18 protein-coding genes are annotated in these 19,899 nt (G+C 51.6%); 7 read left to right on the top strand and 11 right to left on the bottom strand.

Annotation, left to right across the window (positions count from 1 at the left end; genetic code table 11):
• Genes J0M34_09160 through guaB form a run of 4 tightly spaced genes read right to left on the bottom strand, consistent with a single transcriptional unit; the run spans position 1 to position 4,517 of the window.
• Positions 1-504: a polymer-forming cytoskeletal protein gene (locus J0M34_09160; GenBank protein ID MBN8544418.1), complete on the bottom strand. Its 504-nt coding sequence runs from the start codon at positions 502-504 to the stop codon at positions 1-3.
• Positions 485-1,669 (bottom strand): peptidoglycan DD-metalloendopeptidase family protein, encoded by a 1,185-nt coding sequence (locus tag J0M34_09155; protein ID MBN8544417.1) that lies wholly within the window; start codon positions 1,667-1,669, stop codon positions 485-487. The genes J0M34_09160 and J0M34_09155 overlap by 20 nt, the downstream gene beginning before the upstream one ends.
• A 56-nt stretch (positions 1,670-1,725) precedes the next feature.
• Complete coding sequence (locus J0M34_09150; protein ID MBN8544416.1) at positions 1,726-3,045, bottom strand: RsmB/NOP family class I SAM-dependent RNA methyltransferase; 1,320 nt, start codon at positions 3,043-3,045, stop codon at positions 1,726-1,728.
• A 2-nt stretch (positions 3,046-3,047) separates the two neighbouring features.
• Positions 3,048-4,517, bottom strand: a complete 1,470-nt coding sequence (guaB, locus tag J0M34_09145) for an IMP dehydrogenase (GenBank protein MBN8544415.1) — start codon at positions 4,515-4,517, stop codon at positions 3,048-3,050.
• Between the two features lie 125 nt (positions 4,518-4,642).
• On the opposite strand from guaB, the gene J0M34_09140 reads away from it, so the two are divergent.
• Positions 4,643-4,918: a hypothetical protein gene (locus J0M34_09140; protein ID MBN8544414.1), complete on the top strand. Its 276-nt coding sequence runs from the start codon at positions 4,643-4,645 to the stop codon at positions 4,916-4,918.
• On the opposite strand, the gene J0M34_09135 is transcribed toward J0M34_09140, so the two are convergent.
• The 4 genes from J0M34_09135 to J0M34_09120 form a co-directional block, all read right to left on the bottom strand.
• Entirely contained in the window at positions 4,915-5,595 is a 681-nt protein-coding gene (locus J0M34_09135; GenBank protein ID MBN8544413.1) for an RlmE family RNA methyltransferase, read from the bottom strand. The genes J0M34_09140 and J0M34_09135 overlap by 4 nt on opposite strands.
• Before the next feature lie 82 nt (positions 5,596-5,677).
• Complete coding sequence (locus tag J0M34_09130; GenBank protein ID MBN8544412.1) at positions 5,678-6,751, bottom strand: Ppx/GppA family phosphatase; 1,074 nt, start codon at positions 6,749-6,751, stop codon at positions 5,678-5,680.
• Between the two features lie 125 nt (positions 6,752-6,876).
• Positions 6,877-7,608 (bottom strand): hypothetical protein, encoded by a 732-nt coding sequence (locus J0M34_09125; GenBank protein MBN8544411.1) that lies wholly within the window; start codon positions 7,606-7,608, stop codon positions 6,877-6,879.
• A 94-nt stretch (positions 7,609-7,702) separates the two neighbouring features.
• Entirely contained in the window at positions 7,703-8,734 is a 1,032-nt protein-coding gene (locus tag J0M34_09120; GenBank protein ID MBN8544410.1) for a hypothetical protein, read from the bottom strand.
• A 295-nt stretch (positions 8,735-9,029) separates the two neighbouring features.
• Between J0M34_09120 and J0M34_09115 the strand changes: the two genes are divergently transcribed.
• From J0M34_09115 to J0M34_09090, 6 genes are all read left to right on the top strand, one after another.
• Positions 9,030-10,268 (top strand): pentapeptide repeat-containing protein, encoded by a 1,239-nt coding sequence (locus J0M34_09115; protein ID MBN8544409.1) that lies wholly within the window; start codon positions 9,030-9,032, stop codon positions 10,266-10,268.
• Between the two features lie 72 nt (positions 10,269-10,340).
• Positions 10,341-10,979 (top strand): GTP cyclohydrolase I FolE, encoded by a 639-nt coding sequence (folE, locus tag J0M34_09110; GenBank protein MBN8544408.1) that lies wholly within the window; start codon positions 10,341-10,343, stop codon positions 10,977-10,979.
• 1 nt (position 10,980) lies between these two features.
• A complete protein-coding gene (locus tag J0M34_09105) occupies positions 10,981-11,772 on the top strand; it encodes a hypothetical protein (protein MBN8544407.1) in 792 nt (263 codons plus the stop codon).
• Positions 11,772-12,374, top strand: a complete 603-nt coding sequence (gene maf, locus J0M34_09100) for a septum formation protein Maf (GenBank protein MBN8544406.1) — start codon at positions 11,772-11,774, stop codon at positions 12,372-12,374. Before J0M34_09105 ends, maf begins: the two co-directional genes overlap by 1 nt.
• Positions 12,371-13,207: a 6-carboxytetrahydropterin synthase gene (locus J0M34_09095; GenBank protein MBN8544405.1), complete on the top strand. Its 837-nt coding sequence runs from the start codon at positions 12,371-12,373 to the stop codon at positions 13,205-13,207. Before maf ends, J0M34_09095 begins: the two co-directional genes overlap by 4 nt.
• An 85-nt stretch (positions 13,208-13,292) precedes the next feature.
• Complete coding sequence (locus tag J0M34_09090; protein ID MBN8544404.1) at positions 13,293-14,924, top strand: GAF domain-containing protein; 1,632 nt, start codon at positions 13,293-13,295, stop codon at positions 14,922-14,924.
• Positions 14,925-14,932: 8 nt separating this feature from the next.
• Here the strand turns inward: J0M34_09090 and J0M34_09085 are convergent, their stop codons facing one another.
• Genes J0M34_09085 through J0M34_09075 form a run of 3 tightly spaced genes read right to left on the bottom strand, consistent with a single transcriptional unit; the run spans position 14,933 to position 19,776 of the window.
• Positions 14,933-16,939 (bottom strand): acetyl/propionyl/methylcrotonyl-CoA carboxylase subunit alpha, encoded by a 2,007-nt coding sequence (locus tag J0M34_09085; GenBank protein MBN8544403.1) that lies wholly within the window; start codon positions 16,937-16,939, stop codon positions 14,933-14,935.
• A 9-nt stretch (positions 16,940-16,948) separates the two neighbouring features.
• Positions 16,949-18,226, bottom strand: coding sequence for an isocitrate lyase (gene aceA, locus J0M34_09080; GenBank protein ID MBN8544402.1), 1,278 nt, complete (start codon positions 18,224-18,226; stop codon positions 16,949-16,951).
• An 11-nt stretch (positions 18,227-18,237) separates the two neighbouring features.
• Positions 18,238-19,776, bottom strand: coding sequence for an acyl-CoA carboxylase subunit beta (locus tag J0M34_09075; protein ID MBN8544401.1), 1,539 nt, complete (start codon positions 19,774-19,776; stop codon positions 18,238-18,240).
• Between the last annotated feature and the right edge of the window lie 123 nt (positions 19,777-19,899).

Raw genomic sequence — 19,899 nt, 5'->3', positions numbered from 1 at the left:
CTAGCTGATCAGGCGCAGATTCTCAAGAACCTTGAGCTCTTCAGCAGTCACTGGCTCGTCGTTATCATTCACAAACACGGTGCTATCGAGCGATTTTGAAAGCTCGGTATCCATCGTTACTTTATCCGTGCGCTTGAATTTACCGTCAACGAATGCACCATCTTCAATCGAGAGTGATTCATGCATGATCGTGCCCTGCACGCGTGCCGATGAATACAGAATCACCGACTTGGCTTTTACCAGACCTTCAATTTCACCATAGACATGGACTAACTCCGCCACCACGTCACCCTTCACGCGACCATTAGGGCGCACGGTTGCAACCTTGCAGCGTACGTTGCCATCGATCTTGCCATCAATGTCGAGCAGACCATCTGAACTGATGATATTGCCCAGCACGTACATGTCCGATGAAATCACCGAAGGTGGCACCGACGTTTTGCGTGGTGTATTCGCGCTTGGCGTCGAGGGAGCTTTAGGGGTGTTAGTTGACCGACCGAACATTTTCGCCTGCTTTCAAAAAGTTTTTAGGATTGAGTGGCTTGTTATTATATCGCACTTCGTAATGTACGTGCTGGCCTGTCGAGCGGCCCGTTGAACCTTGGATACCAATCACTTGGCCCTTTTTCACGAACTGACCTTTTTGCACGAGAATCTTGCTCAAATGTCCATAGCGGCTTGAGAAACCAAAGCCATGCTCGACATCAATCATTTGACCATACGCACCGCGCCAGCCGGTAAACCCAATCCGACCATCGGTTGTGGCAATCACTTTCGTGCCGTAAGGCGCTGCTAAATCCATACCGCTATGAAAGGCCAAATGGCCACGGAATGGATCAACCCGCGTACCAAAGCCACTGGTTAAACGATACGTAGTAGTGATAGGTTTTGCCAATGGCATCGACTCAATAATGTCATTCAGCACCATCAGGCGCTTGAGATCAAAATAGAGTTCAGTGTCTTTTTCTTTGAGCATCGAAATCTTGGGTGGCTGGTAAGGGCCGCCGCGACCATTCTCAATACGGCCATATTTCTCTTTACGGGCTTCCTCGCGTTTGCGCTGCGCCTCAGCCTGATTGACCAGTTTTTGCTTATCCATGCCCACCATGGCGATGATATTTTCGATATCTTTGATTTTGCCACCCGTGGTCGAACGAATATCCGCCAGCATTTGCTCATGCGTTTGCTGCATTTCTTTCATGCGCTCTTCGAGGAACTCAATACGCTGGAACACCGCGTTATAATCAACGTTCGAGGCTTCGTTTTTAATTTCATCCGCAGGGTTGACTTCATCCGAATATTGCTCGGCAACCATTTGCGCATAATCACCCAACTTGCCCTTCTCGCCTTCTTTAGCGAGCTTGGTCAGATCGCGCTTCAACAGGGCGAACTCGGCACCTACGCGCTCATTCTCTAGCTGCGTGAAGGCGATCTTTTTGTCTTTCTCTTTTAGTACTTGCTGGGCCGCCATGTAGCTACCCGTCGAATAGGAGCCCCACGTCACAAAGCCTAATACCAAAACCAAGGTAACGAATTGGAACGAAACGCTAAATGGTAAATGCTGGGTCTTGTGATCGGAAATAATAATGATGCTGCGCTTGCAGAACATGCGGCCAAACGCGGCACGGAACCATCTTCCCACTACTGTCTTTGCGCCATGACTTGCCATTACGTAATCCCTTTGTTTTCCAATAGAATGGGCTTATTGGTCGCTTCCAATAAAGCCTATGCTTGGTTGGTCAGTACGGCTGCGAAAAAGCCGTCCGTCCCGTCTTTGTGCGGGCTTAGCTGCAAAACGGAAGACCCGTCTGCCAGCGTGGTCGAGAGCTTATTCCATATTTTGGGAAGTGGGGCAACCCGAAATGTCGGATGCTCCCCAAGAAATTGGTTTATCTGGTTAATATTCTCATCCTGAAAGACCGAGCAGGTGACATACACCAGCTTTCCTGCGGGTTTAACGAGGCGTGCCGCGCTTTTGAGAATATTGGCCTGTACGCGCTTTACCTCGTTCAAATCATCGGCGGTAAAACGCCATTTGAGGTCGGGGTTACGCCGCCATGTGCCCGAGCCAGAGCACGGGGCATCGACCATCACCCAATCGGCTGAGGCTTTATGGCGTTTGATGAACTGGTCAGTCTCATCACTAATCGTATGCGTCTGCACATTGCTGACACCCGCACGCGCTAAGCGCTTAGGCATTTGTTTGAGGCGCGTTTCCGAAGTGTCCCACGCAAGGATACGCCCTTTGTTTTTCATGGTCGCGGCAATCGCCAAGGTTTTACCACCCGCACCTGCACAAAAATCAATCACCTTATCGCCAGGCTGCGCTTCTACCAACTGCGCGACAATCTGGCTGCCTTCGTCTTGCATCTCGAACCAGCCGTCTTGGAATACTTGTGTATTAAAGGCCGCAATACGCTTGGTAAGACGCACACCAATCGGCGAGTGCGGCGTGGGGGTGGCGAGATGCCCAGCCTTGTCGAGCTCGTGAATCAACGCATTCACGCTCGGGCATTTCAGGCTATTCATGCGCAAATCAACGGGCGCTTGCGCGTTGAGCGCTTCCATCGCTTCGGGCAAATCCTCACCAAAGCTCTCTTTGAGACGGCCAATCATCCAATCAGGAAAATTATACCGTGCAGGTACTGGCATCTTATCATCATCCAGTGTCGCGTTTTCTAGGCGATCCAGCATGCCTAACTCTGCATCGGTCAGCGCGCTGGGTGCGTATTTCTCTTCACTAAATAATTCAGCCACTTCATCGGCGGATAAACCTTGCCCAATATAGAGCGCGGCAATCACCACACGGCGCGGGTTAGCTGCCCTGCCCGTCTTCTCGACATGCCATTCAAGCGCGCCACCATTACGCAATACGAAATAGACCAGCTCGGCAATCGACCCACGGTCTTTCGAGCCGATGTAGCGCCGCGCTTTGAAATAATCATTCATCAGCGCATCCATCGGCGCGTGACGCTTGGTTTCCCATACGTTCTGAAGGTTTTCGAGCAGCTCGATCGCCGCTTGAATGCGCGCAGATGGTTTCATGCCTAGCTTTCTACGCGATAATTCGGCGACTCGCGGGTGATTTGAATATCATGCGCGTGGGATTCTTTGAGACCTGCCCCTGTCATGCGCACAAACTGCGCGTTCTTCTGCATGTCCAAAATCGTTCCGTTACCAGTATAACCCATAGCCGCCTTGAGGCCACCAACGAGCTGGTGAATCACGCCTGACACAGCACCCTTAAACGGCACACGGCCTTCGACACCCTCTGGCACCAGCTTGAGTTGGTCTGCCACTTCCTGCTGGAAATAACGATCCGCCGAGCCGCGCGCCATGGCGCCAACACTACCCATACCGCGATAGGTTTTATAAGAACGGCCTTGGAATAGTACCACTTCACCGGGACTTTCTTCCGTGCCAGCAAAGAGCGAACCAATCATAGCGCAGGATGCACCCGCGGCAATGGCTTTCGCCAAATCGCCCGAGAATTTGATACCTCCGTCAGCAATGAGCGGAATATCTTTTTTACGCGTGACTTTCACCACATCTAAAATCGCGCTGAGTTGGGGAACACCAACACCTGCAACAATACGCGTCGTGCAGATAGAGCCAGGCCCAATGCCCACTTTCACTGCATGTGCACCCGCTTTAATGAGCGCTTCTGCTGCCTCGCCTGTTGCGATATTGCCTGCAATTACTGCAACGCCCCAGCCGCTAATTTCCCTCACCGCATCAATCACGCCTTTGGAATGACCATGTGCTGTGTCTACCACCACCACGTCCACTTCCGCATCGACCAGCGCACGCGCCCGCGCCAATCCGTCTACGCCAGTACCAACGGCTGCCGCTACGCGCAAACGACCGCGTCCATCTTTGGCAGCAAGCGGGTGGCTTTGCGCTTTTTCAATATCCTTCACCGTAATAAGGCCGATGCAGCGATGCTTATCGTCAACGACCAACAGCTTTTCAATGCGGTGCTGGTGCAATAGCTTCTTCGCATCCTCGCGCGAGATTCCCTCTTTCACGGTGATGAGTTTTTCCGTCATCAACTCTGCGACTTTTTGGGACGGGTCAGAGGCAAAACGCACATCACGGTTCGTGAGAATACCCACCAACGTTCCATCCGATTTCGTAACCGGAATACCAGAAATACGATGCGCATCCATCAATTGATATGCGGCTGCCAGTGTGGCTTCAGGCCCGATGGTGACAGGGTTAATCACCATGCCTGATTCGAATTTCTTCACCGTACGGACTTGATTGGCCTGTTCCTCGATAGTCATATTTTTATGAATGCAGCCAATGCCACCATGCTGCGCCATGGCAATCGCCAAGGATGATTCCGTTACCGTATCCATCGCTGAGGACATAAGCGGTATGCCAAGCTCAATATCGCGCGTGAGGCGTGTGCGCGTATCAGCCTGGTGGGGCAATAGTTCCGAGGCGGCGGGCTTCAGCAGCACGTCGTCAAAGGTTAGGGCTAGAGGAAAAGCGGGGGTTTCATTGGCAACCATAACAACTTCCATGGGTTCGGGTTGCAGCGCTTCATCACATGACGGGCAGCGATTGTCAAGAAATTGTCATACATCGCCTCTCATATCTAGGTTAATCTGCGCGCTTCATTTTGAGAGACAGTACGATGACGGACGATGAGAGAGACAGAATTAGGCAGGAAATCGAAGACCTAGAGGGCGAAAAGGGTGTAGAGGTGAGAGACGATTCTGTGGCCCTACAGATTGCTTCACTGCTTCGATATGGACGAGAACATGATTGGAATGACGACCCAGCACTAGCTGAAGTGAGCCGCTTAGCACATGGGCCATTTCGTGACCCTTCTATGGATGAGTGGTTAGCCAAAGAACTTGAGCGGCGCGCCCAAACGGCCACTGCAAAGGCAAAAGCAGAGCGCGCTTAAGCTTTACGAAATCCCGTTGCAACTACGTAGCTCTCCGCCGAGTCACTACGCGATGCAGCAGGCTTGGCGTGCTTCACTACGGCGAAGTCTTTTTTCATTTGTTTCAGCAGGTCGCCTTCCGCACCACCTTTGAGCACTTTACACACAAACGCACCGCCAGGGGCTAAAATCTCGGTAGCGAAATGATACGCCAATTCACAGAGGTTGATGATGCGAATATGGTCAGTCGTGCTATGACCTGTAGTGTTCGCGGCCATATCGCTCATCACTAGATGCGCGCGCCCATTCAGGCGTTCTTTGATAATATCTGGCGCATCTTCCTGCAAAAAATCGAGCACGAATAAATCCGCCCCTGCAACGGGCTCTACTTCCAGCAGGTCAACACCCACTACTTTACCTTTTGGGCCGACTTTTTTGACAGCCACTTGCGCCCAGCCACCTGGTGCGCAGCCTAAATCCACGACCTTGTCGCCTGGACTGAGTAGCTTAAATTTCTCGTCCATCTCGATGAGTTTATACGCTGCGCGCGAACGATACCCTTCACGCTTCGCTTGCTGCACATAGGGGTCATTGAGCTGGCGATGCAGCCATAATGTTGAAGACGTCTTACGACCCTTCGCAGTCTTCACGCGCTGATTCACATTGCGCGAACTGCCTGATGATTTTTTCTTCGACATGTATTCCCTTACATAATAACCGACGCCTCGACCTCCATTGAGGAGGAAAGGCCCAGCGCCGCCTGAGCGAACAAAAGACTACTCATGCATGCGTCTCGCGCATAAGCGATACGATAATGCCCTCGCGCACACCTCTATCTGCAATCGTGATTTTATCGATAGGGAACGTGCGGGCAATCGCCTCGAAAATCGCACAGCCACTTAAAATAAAATCGGTACGTGCCGCGCCAATACATGGGTGCGCTGCACGTTCTGCATGCGACATGCGCATCAGGCTCTGCGTCGCCCCGCGAATATCGGAAACCGACAATTTAATACCATCGATTTTGCTGCGGTCATAGTGCGGCAGATCAAGGTGAATAGCAGCGAGCGTCGTTACCGTTCCACTGGTTGAAAGCATCTGCACATTCTCTTTCCACATACGCGACGCGATTTGATTTTCGCGCTCAATCGGCACAAGCAACTCTGAAATTTTGGCAACGATTTCTTCGAAATACATTTCGGTATAGGCAGGGCCACCAAACTGCTCGGACATGTTCATCACCCCATAAGGAAGGCTCAGCCAGTCTTGAATCAGGTGGCGCTTATGGGCGCTCATGGGTTGTTCAGGGTCGATCTTCACCCACATGAACTCGGTCGAACCACCGCCAATATCAAAGGCCAGCGCATAGCGCGTATCTTTATGCAGCAGCGACGAGCAGCCAAGGAAAGCCAGTCGCGCCTCTTCTTCGTTCGAGATGATATCGACCTTCAGGCCAAGCTCTTTCTCGACACGGCCCAAAAACTCTTCAGCGTTCTTGGCACGGCGACAAGCTTCGGTCGCCACAAAGCGTGACTTGGCGACAGGGTATTTTTGTAGCTTCACTTTACAGGTCGCGAGCGCCTTGATGGTACGCTTCATGGCCTCTTCCGACAAAATACCCGATTCACTCACCCCTTCACCGAGGCGCACGATACGCGAATAGCTGTCCACCACCTTGAGGGTTTTATGCTGCGTATGCTGCTGGAAATAAGGCTTTGCAACCAGCAGGCGGCAATTATTCGTGCCCAAATCAAGCGCGGCATACACCTCACCCACATTGCTCTCGCGCTTGGCGCGTTCATTAGCATGCGAGGCGGTAGCATATTGCTTGGACTGTAGCGGCTTGTCGTTCATGGGAGGTGGTTATAGAGCAGTTCCCGCAAACTCACAACACCCGCTTGCAGGGCGGCTCTAGCCAATAAAAAACCCCCGCCAACCTTATCAGTGGGCGGGGTTTGGTTAGTGGGTAATGTTAACCCTTACGCTGCAATAGCAGTTTCGATAATGCGCGGGGTTTTTGGAATGTTTGCTGTAATTTCAAAAAAATCCGCAGCAGTCGGTTCTGGTGGTTGGTAGGAGCTAGGGTTTAAACTAGCAGTAGTGCCGCCAACAGACGATGCTTCTGGTGCACGTGGCGTAAGGTCGGATTGTCGCAACTGTAGACCAGGCTGTCTCTCAAGAGTTTGAATGTCTTCCCTGAGAATGGCATTACGTGCTGGAATCTCGGTATTAATAAACCTTTCAGTTTCATCCCAAGTAAGACCGCTGTCTAATTGAATGCTATCAATAAATCCGATGACCCCACGATCTCGGTTACCGACCAAAGCCGCACCCCGATTACGCAGTGCAATGAGCCCCTGTGTTCTGGTTGCTGAACGACGTATTTCAGCCTCTTGCTCAGGGGTCAGAACATATCTCTCATTAGCGCGCGCAACTAAGCTAACCACTTCACGCTGTATCGTGTCAAACTCTGCTTGAGTGTAGATGGATGACACCCTTTGACCATTATGTACAACCGTATTGCCACGTGGTGGGACAATACTATTCAACTCCGCAAGCCTTTCTTGATATCTAGTTGGGCTGGGCTGCGTGTATTGTATTGCCGTAAACCCATCCGTTGGAGCGGCATCAAATGATGCTCCCTGTCCAATCAAGCTAGATTTAAGGGCGTCGACAACAGCAAGCGCTGCGGTATTAAGTGTGGGTACCATGGTCTTCTTCTCCTGTGGTTAGCGAATAACCAAGGATTAGACCTAGAACATGACAGTTTGATGACGGTTTGGTGAAAAAATAGTTAAGGTGCAATTAAGTGCTGATTACCGAAGATAAATTACTATTAGGGTTAGCGGCAACGGCTCTTAAAGAATCAAGCGAATTTGGTAAATTTGCTTGATTGCTATCATCAGGATTAAAGTACGCAACCTGTTGCACTGGCTCATCTAATCCCAGTAGCGCTGCCTCATCGTTTACGACTGCATTTGCAGTAACACTAGGTGCGCTAGGCGCTGTAGTTTCAGTTATTTCATCTCTCAGGGTATCTACGCGGCGAAGCGTGTCGGCAACTGCAGCATCTGCTATCGCAGATTGTTGAGGCGTTGGCGTACCTACCACGCCTTGCCTGAGGAGGCTTTGACTTCGACGTGCATCAGCGATCATTTGATCCAAAGTATCACGATCCTCGTCAGTTGCTGTGCCATTATCAATACGACTTTGAATATCAGCTACTACCCTACGCTCTGCGGTATCTTTACCGAACAAGTCATCATACATCCTGTTAAGCTCTTGGCGCGCCTGCTCAATACGTTGCTGACGCTCTAAAACCTCACGCGCTTGGGCAGCGCCCACTGCCGAAGTTAACAGAGTTGATGCTTGGCTTACAGCACTTGCCAAATCGCCACGCGTAGTCGCATTACGAATGCTGCGTATTGCTACATCTGCTTGCGCGCGGGCGTCATCATCCGAGAGATCAAGACCTGCAAGCAGGTTATCAATCGCCTCGTCAATTTCTTTTGAAGTCACCGCATCCACCAGTGCTTCAATGTTATCTTGAAGTTCAGTCTGAGCACTTGGAATGAATCCATCAAGCTGGAATACGTCCTCTAGCGCCGAGCGCAACTCGCCTGCCGTTGGCCTATCATCCGCTATTCTTATGAAACCAGAAAGCGCGTCAGCATAATCGGCAAGTGCTGTAGCGTTGGTCGCATCGAAAGAAGAGGCGGGCGCAGATTGATCCAAGCCCAATACCTTGCGAAGATCAGCGATCTCTTCGGCAGATATGAACCGATCTAAATCGGCGCGCGCGGCTAGGCCGCGTTCTCCTGTGCTAATGCTTACCAAGTCTTTTATTCCCTGTTATGCTCTTAAGGTCGTTGCCCTAAGACGTTTTTGTCTGCCCAACTTACCCACATAGGCTTAATGAATGGTTAACGTAAAACAGGTTTTTTTAGACCTAAAACCCCTCCATAATTAGTTAAAATTTTAGGGGATTATCAGCTTATCCACAGGGCGCAGCGCTGGCTCTCAACTTGAGGATTATAAGAAAATTCTAAAGAGTCGTTCAGCCCGCTCATAAATATTTTCGCCTCATCAAATGTTAATAAAATTTTAAGCAAATGTGAGGTACACTAACCCTATGGCACTGCTTCGAACACTTAGTAAATTACGCGATTCTCTCTCGCTGCATGGCGACGACCGCGAAACAGTGCAGTTGGAAAGCGCGCGCAGCACCCTATTTTCTTTACGTGAGACCGCACTGGCAGAAGCACGCCGCATCGCCGTCGCACGCGATGGCGAGCCACCTTCGATTGACCTCAAAGATTATTACCGTGCCGCAGGCCTTGTGATGCAGGAAGCCAATGCCGCACTTCCTGAAGGCGCAACACCTTACAACATCCAGCAGTTCGGTGACTTAGGTGGGCATACGATCAAGGACTTTGTATTCCGTCAGAAAGACGTCGAGTACCTCACGAGTGACGACGACCCGCTTGGCCTGAACCTTCAGGAGCGCGGTCTGGAATTGGATTTATCAGGCGCGCACTTGCAGGATGTTTGCTTCATTCCAGCCACCACCTTCAATAGCCTGTGCAACGAAGAAGTTGCCAATGTCACCATGAACGGCGTGATTTTCCGAGGCATGGGACAGGAAGACGAATTGGTGCTACCACGCGGCACCTACCGCGATATCAGCTTCGCCGAGACGCAAGGCGGCACATTGCACTTACAGCAATTCGCCATCGTCGAGCAATGCAACGTGCGCGGCGCCACTATGCACATCACCATGGAAGCAGGCGCGCAACTGAACGAACTCAAATCAGACGCTGCGACCAGCATCATCACCTTCTGCGCTGAAGCGGGCGCGATTATCAGTAACAGCAGTATCAGTGAAGCAACGATTGGCCTCAACAGCCAGCTTCAAGGCACTATCTGGCGCAATGTAACGCTTGATAATGTTAACATTGCTGGCGTCGATTTCACGGGCGCACAATTTAATATGGTGACCATTAATGGTCAGGCTATCAGTGGCGGCGAAGGATTCGTGCACCTTGCCAATATGGGGGTTGCTGCAGAATGCATGCCTAGCATTAACGGCCAGACATTTGCGGATTACCAACGCTTAGCAGAAACGCAGCGCATGCCTCGCCGCGAGGATTTTTCTGCCAACGACCCGCGTCGCGAGGTACTCGAAATCGCAGCCAACATCTTTGGCAATTATGGCAATACCAGCCAAACTGCGACACAGATCCAGCGCGACTATGTTCCCGAAACGGCAGAGGCCCGTGAGTTGCGGGACGCTCGTAACGCAGAAGCTGCCTCGCAAATAGCCACTTTGAACCGCATATTATCGCAGCAAACTAACGGTGAAAACGCATAGTTTCCCTATGCCCTTTCCCTTGTATTTCATGGCATATCGCGTATATAGCCTTCAGAAACCCAAGGAATATATATGACATTACCTAAAAACAAATTACCCGCAGACGCTAGCCAACCTGCCAATGAGAATGCGCCGTTTCCGCGCCCATCCGAGACCGAGGCAAAAGAAGCCGTTAAAACCCTGATTCGTTGGGCGGGCGATGATCCAATGCGTGAAGGCCTACGCGATACACCACAACGCGTGGTGGACGCATACCGTGAATTTTTCGCAGGCTATGATCAAGACCCTGAAGATGTCTTGGCAAAGACCTTCGAGGAAGTGCAGGACTACGAAGAAATCGTGCTGCTCAAGAACATGCAGTTTGAATCACATTGCGAACACCACATGGTGCCTATTATCGGCGTCGCGCATATTGCTTATATCCCGAATAAGAAAGTCGTGGGCATCAGCAAAATTGCTCGCCTGCTCGATGTGTTCGCCAAGCGTTTACAAACGCAAGAACTCATGACCAACCAGATTGCCGAAACCATTGAGCGCGTGCTGAAGCCACGCGGCGTTGCCGTCATCATCGATGCTGCGCACGAATGTATGACTACGCGCGGCGTGCACAAAGCGGGCACCACCACCGTTACCTCTGCCATGCTTGGCGTATTCAAAACCGATACGAACCGCCGCAGTGAACTCATGGCAATGATTGCGCAAGGGAACTGACATGCTCAATGATAAGATTGTCAATCTTGAGCAAATGAAACTGTTTCGAGAGATTAAATCTTACATTGCGCGCGCTACCTTCACCAATACTAACGATGCACCAAATACCGTGGTTCCAACGCAATTAGTTGCATCGGAAGCAGAAGCGCTTTTGGGCTTGATAGCACGCTATAACGCGACACTCGACGATAGCAGCACGCACTTGCCAGCATTTAGTTATGAGCTCGTGGATGGCACCGACAGAGTAACACTGAGCTTCAGCCAGCCCGTAAATGCCAAGACGTTCGGCATGGATAGAGCATTAGAGGCAAATAATCTGGAGTTGTTGGCTCTTGAAGCTGAGGCACGTGCAATCGTTGCTGAGGATGCTAAGAATGCTGACCTATTGAGTATTATTCTAACCGCTAAATTCGATGGGTTGGTAAATGAGAATCCCAATCTCACCAAGCTAGGTGATGGGGAAATACGCATTAGTTTGCCAATACCTAATCACAAGATTTATGAAGGGGATGCATATCAGCATCGTGTTGCACAGCTTAACGAAAGAATTGAAGATTTAGGCTACTGGATTGGGAAATTTAATGAAGTGGTTCCTGCAGAACAACGGCTGCCCTTCCCAACGGTTGATAGATCACCCACGATGGCCGTGCTGACCTTAAGCTCGCTAATGGAACCAGAACGAAATTTCCAGAACCTATACAAACTAGGCTGCCCAAGACTTGATCTACAATTATTGGAGGCGGAGGTGCTGGAGTTTAAAAAATCACCGCCACCACCGCCACCACCATTCTAATGAGCATCACCTGTCATACGCCTCTTATTCTTGCTTCTGGCTCGGCCATCCGCCAACAGATGCTGAAAGAGGTCGGCTTGCGTTTTAGCGTCTTGCCTTCGGGTGTCGATGAGGAAGCCCTAAAACCTACCCTCGCCCACTTGCACGTTGCCCAGAAGGCGATAGAGCTCGCCAAAGCAAAGGCCCTCTGGGTGAGTGAGAAAAACCCCGATGCGCTGACTATTGGCGCCGACCAGATTTGCAGCCTCAATGGCACAATCTTCGATAAGCCTGGTAGCCACGAAAAGGCCGAATTACAGCTTGCCGCACTGGCGGGCCACTCCCACACCCAGACAAACGGTCTTATCATCGCCAAGGGCAGCAAAATCCTTTGGGAGCATACGGCGCAGGCGACCCTAACCGTACGCCCACTTACCCCTGCTGAAATCAAAGCCTACATTGCCGCCGACGCCCCATTAAGCAGTTGCGGCGCATATAAACTCGAATCCCTTGGTCGCCATCTTTTCAGCAACATTGAAGGTGACCACGATGTGGTAAAGGGCCTTGCGCTCGTTCCATTATTGACAGAGCTGCAACGTATAGGTGCTATAAGCCTCGTATGAAATTATTTGTTGAGCATTTAACGACGATCGACTCCGCCTATCTGCATCCTGAGCATGGCATGCTCGGCGAAAGCTGGATGGTGGATGTAATCCTCGATGGCCTGCTGGATGACCAGTCCATGGTGATGGATTTTTCTGACGTCAAAAAAGCACTCAAGAATGCGATTGATGATTCGATTGATCACACGCTGATCGTACCACAATATTCGCACCAACTCGTTCTGGATAATCACAAGGATCACCTCGCGCTGCGTTGGAATTTTGGTCAAAGCGAATGGCTTGAACATCGCTCACCCCACGAGGCAGTCACGCTGCTGAAAAGCGAAGCAGTCACCCATGAAGCGATGATTAGCTTCCTCAAAGACACGCTTGCACCGCTTGTCCCTAAAGGGGTGGAGGGAATTGAAATCACCCTGCGTCACGAAACCACTCAGGACCCAACCTATCACTATGTGCACGGCCTCAAAAAACACGGCGGTAATTGCCAGCGCATTGCCCATGGGCACCGCTCACGCATCCAGATACTGCGCAACGATGTGCGTGCGCACGATCTTGAGAAAGCTTGGGCGAAGGATTGGTTCTGCGCCTATATCGGCACACAAGACGACATTGCGCAGACTGAAAACGGCATGACCGAGTTTGCCTATCGCGCCCAGCAGGGCAGCTTCACACTTGCCTACCCTACTGCGCGCTGCCGTATCATTGATAGTGATTCCACTGTTGAATGTATCGCCAGCTACATTGCGCAAACCCTTAAAAAACAAGACCCATCCGCACGCTTTACGGTGCGCGCCTATGAAGGCGTACAAAAGGGTGCCATTGCTCAAGCGTAACAGTATGGCGCGAATCGTCGGCTAGGGGCCACGATTTACATAATTCACTATTCACCATTGACCATTCGCATGCTAGGGTCGCCCCATGAATCGTAGGCATATCGAAGCAAATGCGGTGGAACTCGTCCAACGCCTGACGCGAATCGGCGCGGCCCTATCCAGCGAGCGCGATCGCGACACTCTGCTTGAACACATCCTATTAGCCGCCAAAGAAATCACCAATTCGGACGGTGGAACCCTCTACATCCTCTCCCCTGAACAGGACGTGCTCGAATATGTTATTGTGCGCACGGATTCGCTGGGCATCAGTTTCGGTGGTACCACGGGCAAGAAGCCACCATTCCATGTCATCCGCCTATATGACCCCGTGACGGGCGAGCCGCACATGCGCACGCAAGTGGTCAAAGCCGTTGTCACGAAAGAATCCCTCAACGTGCACGACGTGTATGCGTCGAAAGACTTCGACTTCGCGGGCACCAAACAGTTCGACACGAAATATGGTTTCCGTACCAAGTCGGTACTAACCATTCCGATGATTAACCACCGCAACGAGGCCATTGGCTGCTTACAGCTCATCAACGCCAAAGACCCCGACACTGGCGCTACCGTCATCTTCAGCGATGAGGTCTGCGAACTGGTGGATGCACTCGCCTCGCAAGCAGCCGTTATTATCGACAAAGAGACACTGATTCAGGACCAGAAAACGCTTCTGGAAAGCTTCATCAAAATGATGGCATCGGCGATCGACGCCAAATCGCCCTATACGGGTTCGCATTGCGTGCGCGTTCCCGTGCTGACAGAAATGATTGCCGAGGCCGCATGTAACACAAGTGAAGGTAAGTTCGCTGACTTCAAAATGTCAGACGAAGAAAAATACGAACTGCACATTGCGGGTTGGTTGCACGATGCGGGCAAGATGGTGACGCCCGTCCACATCATGGACAAAGCCACCAAACTGGAGACGATATTCGACCGTATCCATATTGTGCGCGCACGCTTCGAGGTCTTGAAACGCGATGCGAAAATCAAGCTGCTTGAAGGCACCATCACCAAACCTCAGTACGACGACGAGATGCGTTTGCTTGAAGACGAATTGAACTTCATTGAAACATCCAATATCGGCGGCGAATTCTTAGAGGACGAGAAAATCGAACGCCAAAAGAAAATCGGTGAACGCATCGTCAATATTGGCGGACAAGAACACCCGCTACTCACCGAGAATGAATTGTATAACCTCTCCATTCGTCGCGGCACCATTACGGCCGAAGAACGCCAAATCATGAATGACCACATGGTTCACACCGTGAACATGCTCGAAAGCATGCCATGGCCTAAACACCTCAAGCGCGTGCCTGAATACGCATGCGGACACCACGAGAAGATGGATGGTACTGGCTACCCAAAAGGTTTGCTTGCAGGCACCATGTCCCTACCCGCACGTATGATGGCCATCGCCGACGTGTTCGAGGCATTAACCGCCTCCGACCGCCCATACAAAAAACCAAAGACCTTAAGCGAGTCGATGAAAATCATCGGCATGTTCAAGAAAACCAACCATCTCGACCCCGAGCTGGTAGACTTTTTTGTACAATCTAAAGTGTATCGTAAATTTGCCGAGATGTTCTTGAACCAAGAACAAATCGACGAAGTGGATGAGGAAGCCATCCTCGCGATTCAGCCAGAACCAATGGTCATGCGCAAAGCAAAAGCGGGTTAAGCCGCTTTTTACGCTTCGTCTTCGCCCGACTCAAACTCAATAACAAGCTGACCTGCGGTAACACTTGAAGGTGCCGAAACATGCACGGCCTTTACCTTCGCATCCGCATCGGCGTAGATAATGTTCTCCATCTTCATCGCTTCAATCACGAAGAGTTGCTGGCCAGCGCGAATCACATCGCCCGCCTGCACATGGATAGCCGAAATCAGACCTGCAATCGGCGCTGTCACTTCGTATTGTGACACCACGACTTCGCGCACAGGCATGTACTGAGCCAATTCCGCGACACGCAGCGTACGAACATAGGCCTTCACTTCCGAACCTGCGTAGCTCAGTTGGTAACCGTCCGCCAATGGCGCAACACGCACGCTGACAGGGCGCCCATTCACCGTGCCTTGGAACAGCTTACGTCCAAGCTTCCAGCTCGAGCGAATGACCAGCATCCCCTCATCATAGGAAATGTCATAGCCGTAATCTTTTTTGCGCGCGTAAATCGAAACCGAGTTGCCACCAATCGTGACAACCCAACGCGCACCGATTGCGGGTGCACGGCCAGGCAATTGGCCAGAAATTTGTGCGTTACGCTCAATGTCCCTTAGCGAGCAGAATACCGACACCGCCATACATACTTTTTGCGCTTCTGTCGAAAGCTCAGCACCCGTGAAACCTGCAGGCCATTCTTGTTCGATGAAGTTGGTCGAGATATCGCCTTTGCGGAAACGTTCATGCGACAAGACTGCTTGCAAGAAGCTGGTATTGTGCGCGATGCCTTGAATGGTGAAATCACCAAGCGATTCAACCATTGCATCAATCGCCGCCTCGCGTGTTGCGCCATGAATGGAAAGCTTCGCAATCATCGGGTCATAGAACATGCTGACCTCGCCACCTTCGTAAATCGAGGTGTCGATGACCGTGCCGCTTTTCGCTTCTGGCTCTTCGTATTTGGTGATGCGACCCGTCGACGGCAAGAACCCACGCGCGGGATCTTCCGCGTAAATACGGCTCTCGAACGCCCAACCGTTCGTTTTGATATCGTCTTGCGTGAAGGGCAATTTCTCACCCGCCGCGATACGAATCATCTGCTCCACAAGGTCAATACCTGTGACTAGCTCGGTCACGCGGTGCTCCACCTGCAAGCGGGTATTCATTTCAAGGAAATAGAAGTTGCCCGCTTGGTCAACGATGAACTCCACCGTACCTGCTGAAACATAACCCACCTGCTTCGCCAACGCGATAGACTGTGCCGACATTTGCGCACGAATATCGGGCGTTAAAAATGAGCTAGGCGCTTCTTCAATCACCTTCTGGTGACGACGCTGAATCGAGCACTCGCGCTCGCCAAGCGACACCACGTTGCCATACTTGTCAGCAAGCACTTGGATCTCGATGTGGCGCGGTGAATCAAAATATTTCTCGATGAATACACGTGCATCATTGAAGCTTGAACGCGCTTCCGACGATGCCATTTTCATCCCATCTTCAAGCTCGCTATCGGAGCGCACCACGCGCATGCCCTTACCGCCACCGCCAGCTGCCGCTTTAATAATCACAGGGTAGCCAATTTCATTGGCGATTTTCTTCGCTTCTTTGACGTCAGAAATCGCTTCAAGCACACCCGGAACGCCGTTCACACCTGCCGCACGTGCAATCTTTTTCGATTCGATTTTATCGCCCATCGAATGAATCGCCTGCGGGCTTGGTCCAACCCATGTTGCGCTCGTCCGCTCAATCACGGCGCGCGCGAAATGCTCTTTCTCTGACAAGAATCCGTAACCAGGATGCACCGCTTCTGCACCCGACTGGTCAATCGCTGAAATCAGATTATCAACGTTCAAATACGAACGCACCGAAGGTGATGGTCCGATATAGACCGCATCGTCTGCTGTTTTCACGTGCAGCGCGTTGGTGTCCGCCTCTGAATAGACAGCGATGGTACGCATGCCCAGCTTCTTGGCGGTGTGCATAATGCGACAAGCAATCTCGCCGCGATTGGCAATCAGAATCGAGTTAAACATGGGTTGTTCCTAGTGGAATTGTTCTTCTTCGGTTGATCCTTTGAATGCGGTCGTCGAGGCATTACCTTGCGATACGACGGTAGCCACCGCATCGAAATACCCCACACCCACTTCGCGCTGGTGCTTCACGGCGGTGAAGCCGCGCGCAGCATCAGCAAATTCTTTTTCCTGCAACTTCACGTAACCCGCCATGCCCGCTTCTTTATAAGCGCACGCCAAGTCAAACATGCCGTGGTTCAATGCATGGAAGCCTGCCAGCGTAATGAACTGGAATTTATAGCCCATCGCACCGAGTTCTTTTTGGAATTTGGCAATGGTCGCGTCATCAAGATGCTTTTTCCAGTTGAAGGAAGGTGAGCAGTTATAAGCGAGATATTTGCCTGGGTATTTTGCATGCATTGCCTCAGCAAATTTTTTCGCTTCTGCCAAATCGGGTGTCGAGGTTTCACACCACACTAAATCGGCATAAGGCGCAAACTCGATACCGCGATTAATCGCTGCATCGATACCGCCATCATAATTAAAGAAACCCTCTACCGTGCGGCCTTCTTTAATGAACTTCGCATCACGCGGATCAACGTCTGAGGTCACGAGATAGGAACCATTCGCGTCCGTACGCGCCACAATAATCGCAGGCACGCCACATACGTCGGCAGCCAAACGCGCTGCAATCAACTTCTCGATATGCTCACGAATCGGCACCAATACTTTGCCGCCCATATGGCCGCATTTTTTCGCGCTCGAAAGCTGGTCTTCCCAATGCACACCTGCGGCGCCTGCATCAATCATCTGCTTCATCAACTCGAAGGCGTTGAGGTTGCCGCCAAAGCCTGCTTCCGCGTCTGCAACAATCGGTTGGAACCAGTCGGTCTTGCCGATATTGCCTTCGCTCGAATCAATCTGATCCGCACGGCGCAGCGTGTTGTTGATGCGGCGCACGACAGAAGGAACAGAGTCTGCAGGGTAAAGCGATTGGTCAGGGTACATTTCGCCCGCCAAATTCGCATCCGCCGCAACTTGCCAGCCAGAGAGGTAAATCGCCTTCAGCCCAGCCTTCACTTGCTGCATGGCTTGGTTGCCCGTAAGCGCGCCCAACGCGTTCACATACGGCTCCTTGCCCATTGCGTCCCATAGCTTTTTCGAAGTGTGCGAAGCAATCGAATATTCAATCGGCAAGCTGCCGCGCAGCTTCACCACATCCTGACCTGAATAGGGTCGCGTCACGCCTTTCCAGCGCGGGTTTTCTTTCCAGTCTTTTTCCAAACCTTTTGCGTCAAGCCAAACCATTAGCAGTCTCCTTAGAGCGGTAGGTTGTCGTGTTTCTTCCACGGATTTTCGAGCTTCTTCTCGCGGAGCATGGCGAGTGCGCGACAAATACGCCAACGTGTATTCTGCGGGCGAACCACATCATCCAAGTAGCCACGCGCGGCAGCCGCAAAGGGCGACGCGAAATTGTCGCGGTAGCTTTCCACCGCCGCATCAATTTCAACTTTGTCTTTGAGTTTACCTTTGAAAATAATTTCAACGGCACCTTCTGGTCCCATCACTGCAATCTCAGCCGAAGGCCACGCGTAGTTAATGTCGTTACGCAAATGCTTCGAACCCATCACGATGTATGCACCACCATAGGATTTGCGGGTGATGACCGTAATCTTCGGCACGGTTGCCTCAGCAAAAGCATAAAGCAATTTCGCACCATGACGAATAATCGCGTTATGTTCCTGCGACGTGCCTGGCAAGAAGCCCGGAACATCGACAAAGGTAACAAGCGGAATATTGAACGCATCACAGAAGCGCACGAAACGCGCTGCTTTACGCGACGCATCGATATCCAGACAGCCCGCCATTTCCATCGGCTGGTTGGCAACGAAGCCCACCGTATGGCCTTCCATACGACCAAAACCGACGATGATATTTTTTGCGAAGTCAGGTTGGATCTCAAACAACTCACCCTCATCCACCACGCGCTTTACTACGTCGAACATGTCATAAGGCTTGTTCGCGTTATCAGGCACTACGGTGTTCAGCGCCATCTCAACGCGATCGGCGGGATCTTCCGTCGGCCGCACTGGCGGCTTTTCACGGTTCGAAAGCGGCAAGAAGTTCACCAAGCGTCGCACTTGCATCAACGCTTCAATATCATTGTCATAGACCATATCGGCAACGCCAGTATGCTTGCCGTGCACATCTGCACCGCCAAGCTCTTCCTGCGTCACTTCTTCGTGGGTTACGGTCTTCACAACTTCAGGGCCCGTTACGAACATGTAGCTCGAACCACGCACCATGATGGTAAAGTCGGTCAGCGCGGGTGAATAGACCGCACCACCTGCGCATGGCCCCATGATGACTGAGATTTGCGGAATCACACCCGAAGCCAACACGTTGCGTTGGAAAATTTCGGCAAAGCCCGAAAGCGAATCCACGCCCTCTTGAATACGCGCCCCGCCCGAGTCATTGAGACCAATGATCGGCGCACCCATTTTCATCGCCATATCCTGCACTTTGCAGATTTTTTTGGCGTTATTCTCGGAAAGCGAACCACCCAATACGGTGAAGTCCTGCGAATAGACGAACACCAAACGGCCATTGATGGTGCCGTGACCCGTCACCACCCCGTCGCCGGGGACTTTAGTTTTTTCCATGCCGAAGTTTGTGCAGCGATGCTCCACAAACATGTCGTACTCCTCGAACGAATCGGGATCGAGCAATACCTCAAGACGCTCACGCGCCGTGAGCTTCCCTTTGTCGTGCTGAGTATCGATACGGCTAGCGCCACCACCATGGCGGGCGGCCTCGCGTTTAAGTTCCAGTTCCTTCACAATCGAAACGGCGTTCATTGACCCTCTGGGGCTCTGGTTGCTTATATCTCGCAGCGCAGCAAAAGCTACGCAAGCCGCCCGTTTAGCACGACATAAAGGCCCAGCAAAGCATCATTTTTGGGGGGTGTGGAGAAAGATTTT

Source organism: Alphaproteobacteria bacterium (assembly GCA_017302575.1).
Lineage (GTDB): Bacteria > Pseudomonadota > Alphaproteobacteria > Rickettsiales > UBA3002 > JAFLDD01.
Note: the sequence above shows the minus strand (reverse complement) of the source record. Positions and strands in the feature narration are given on the sequence as shown.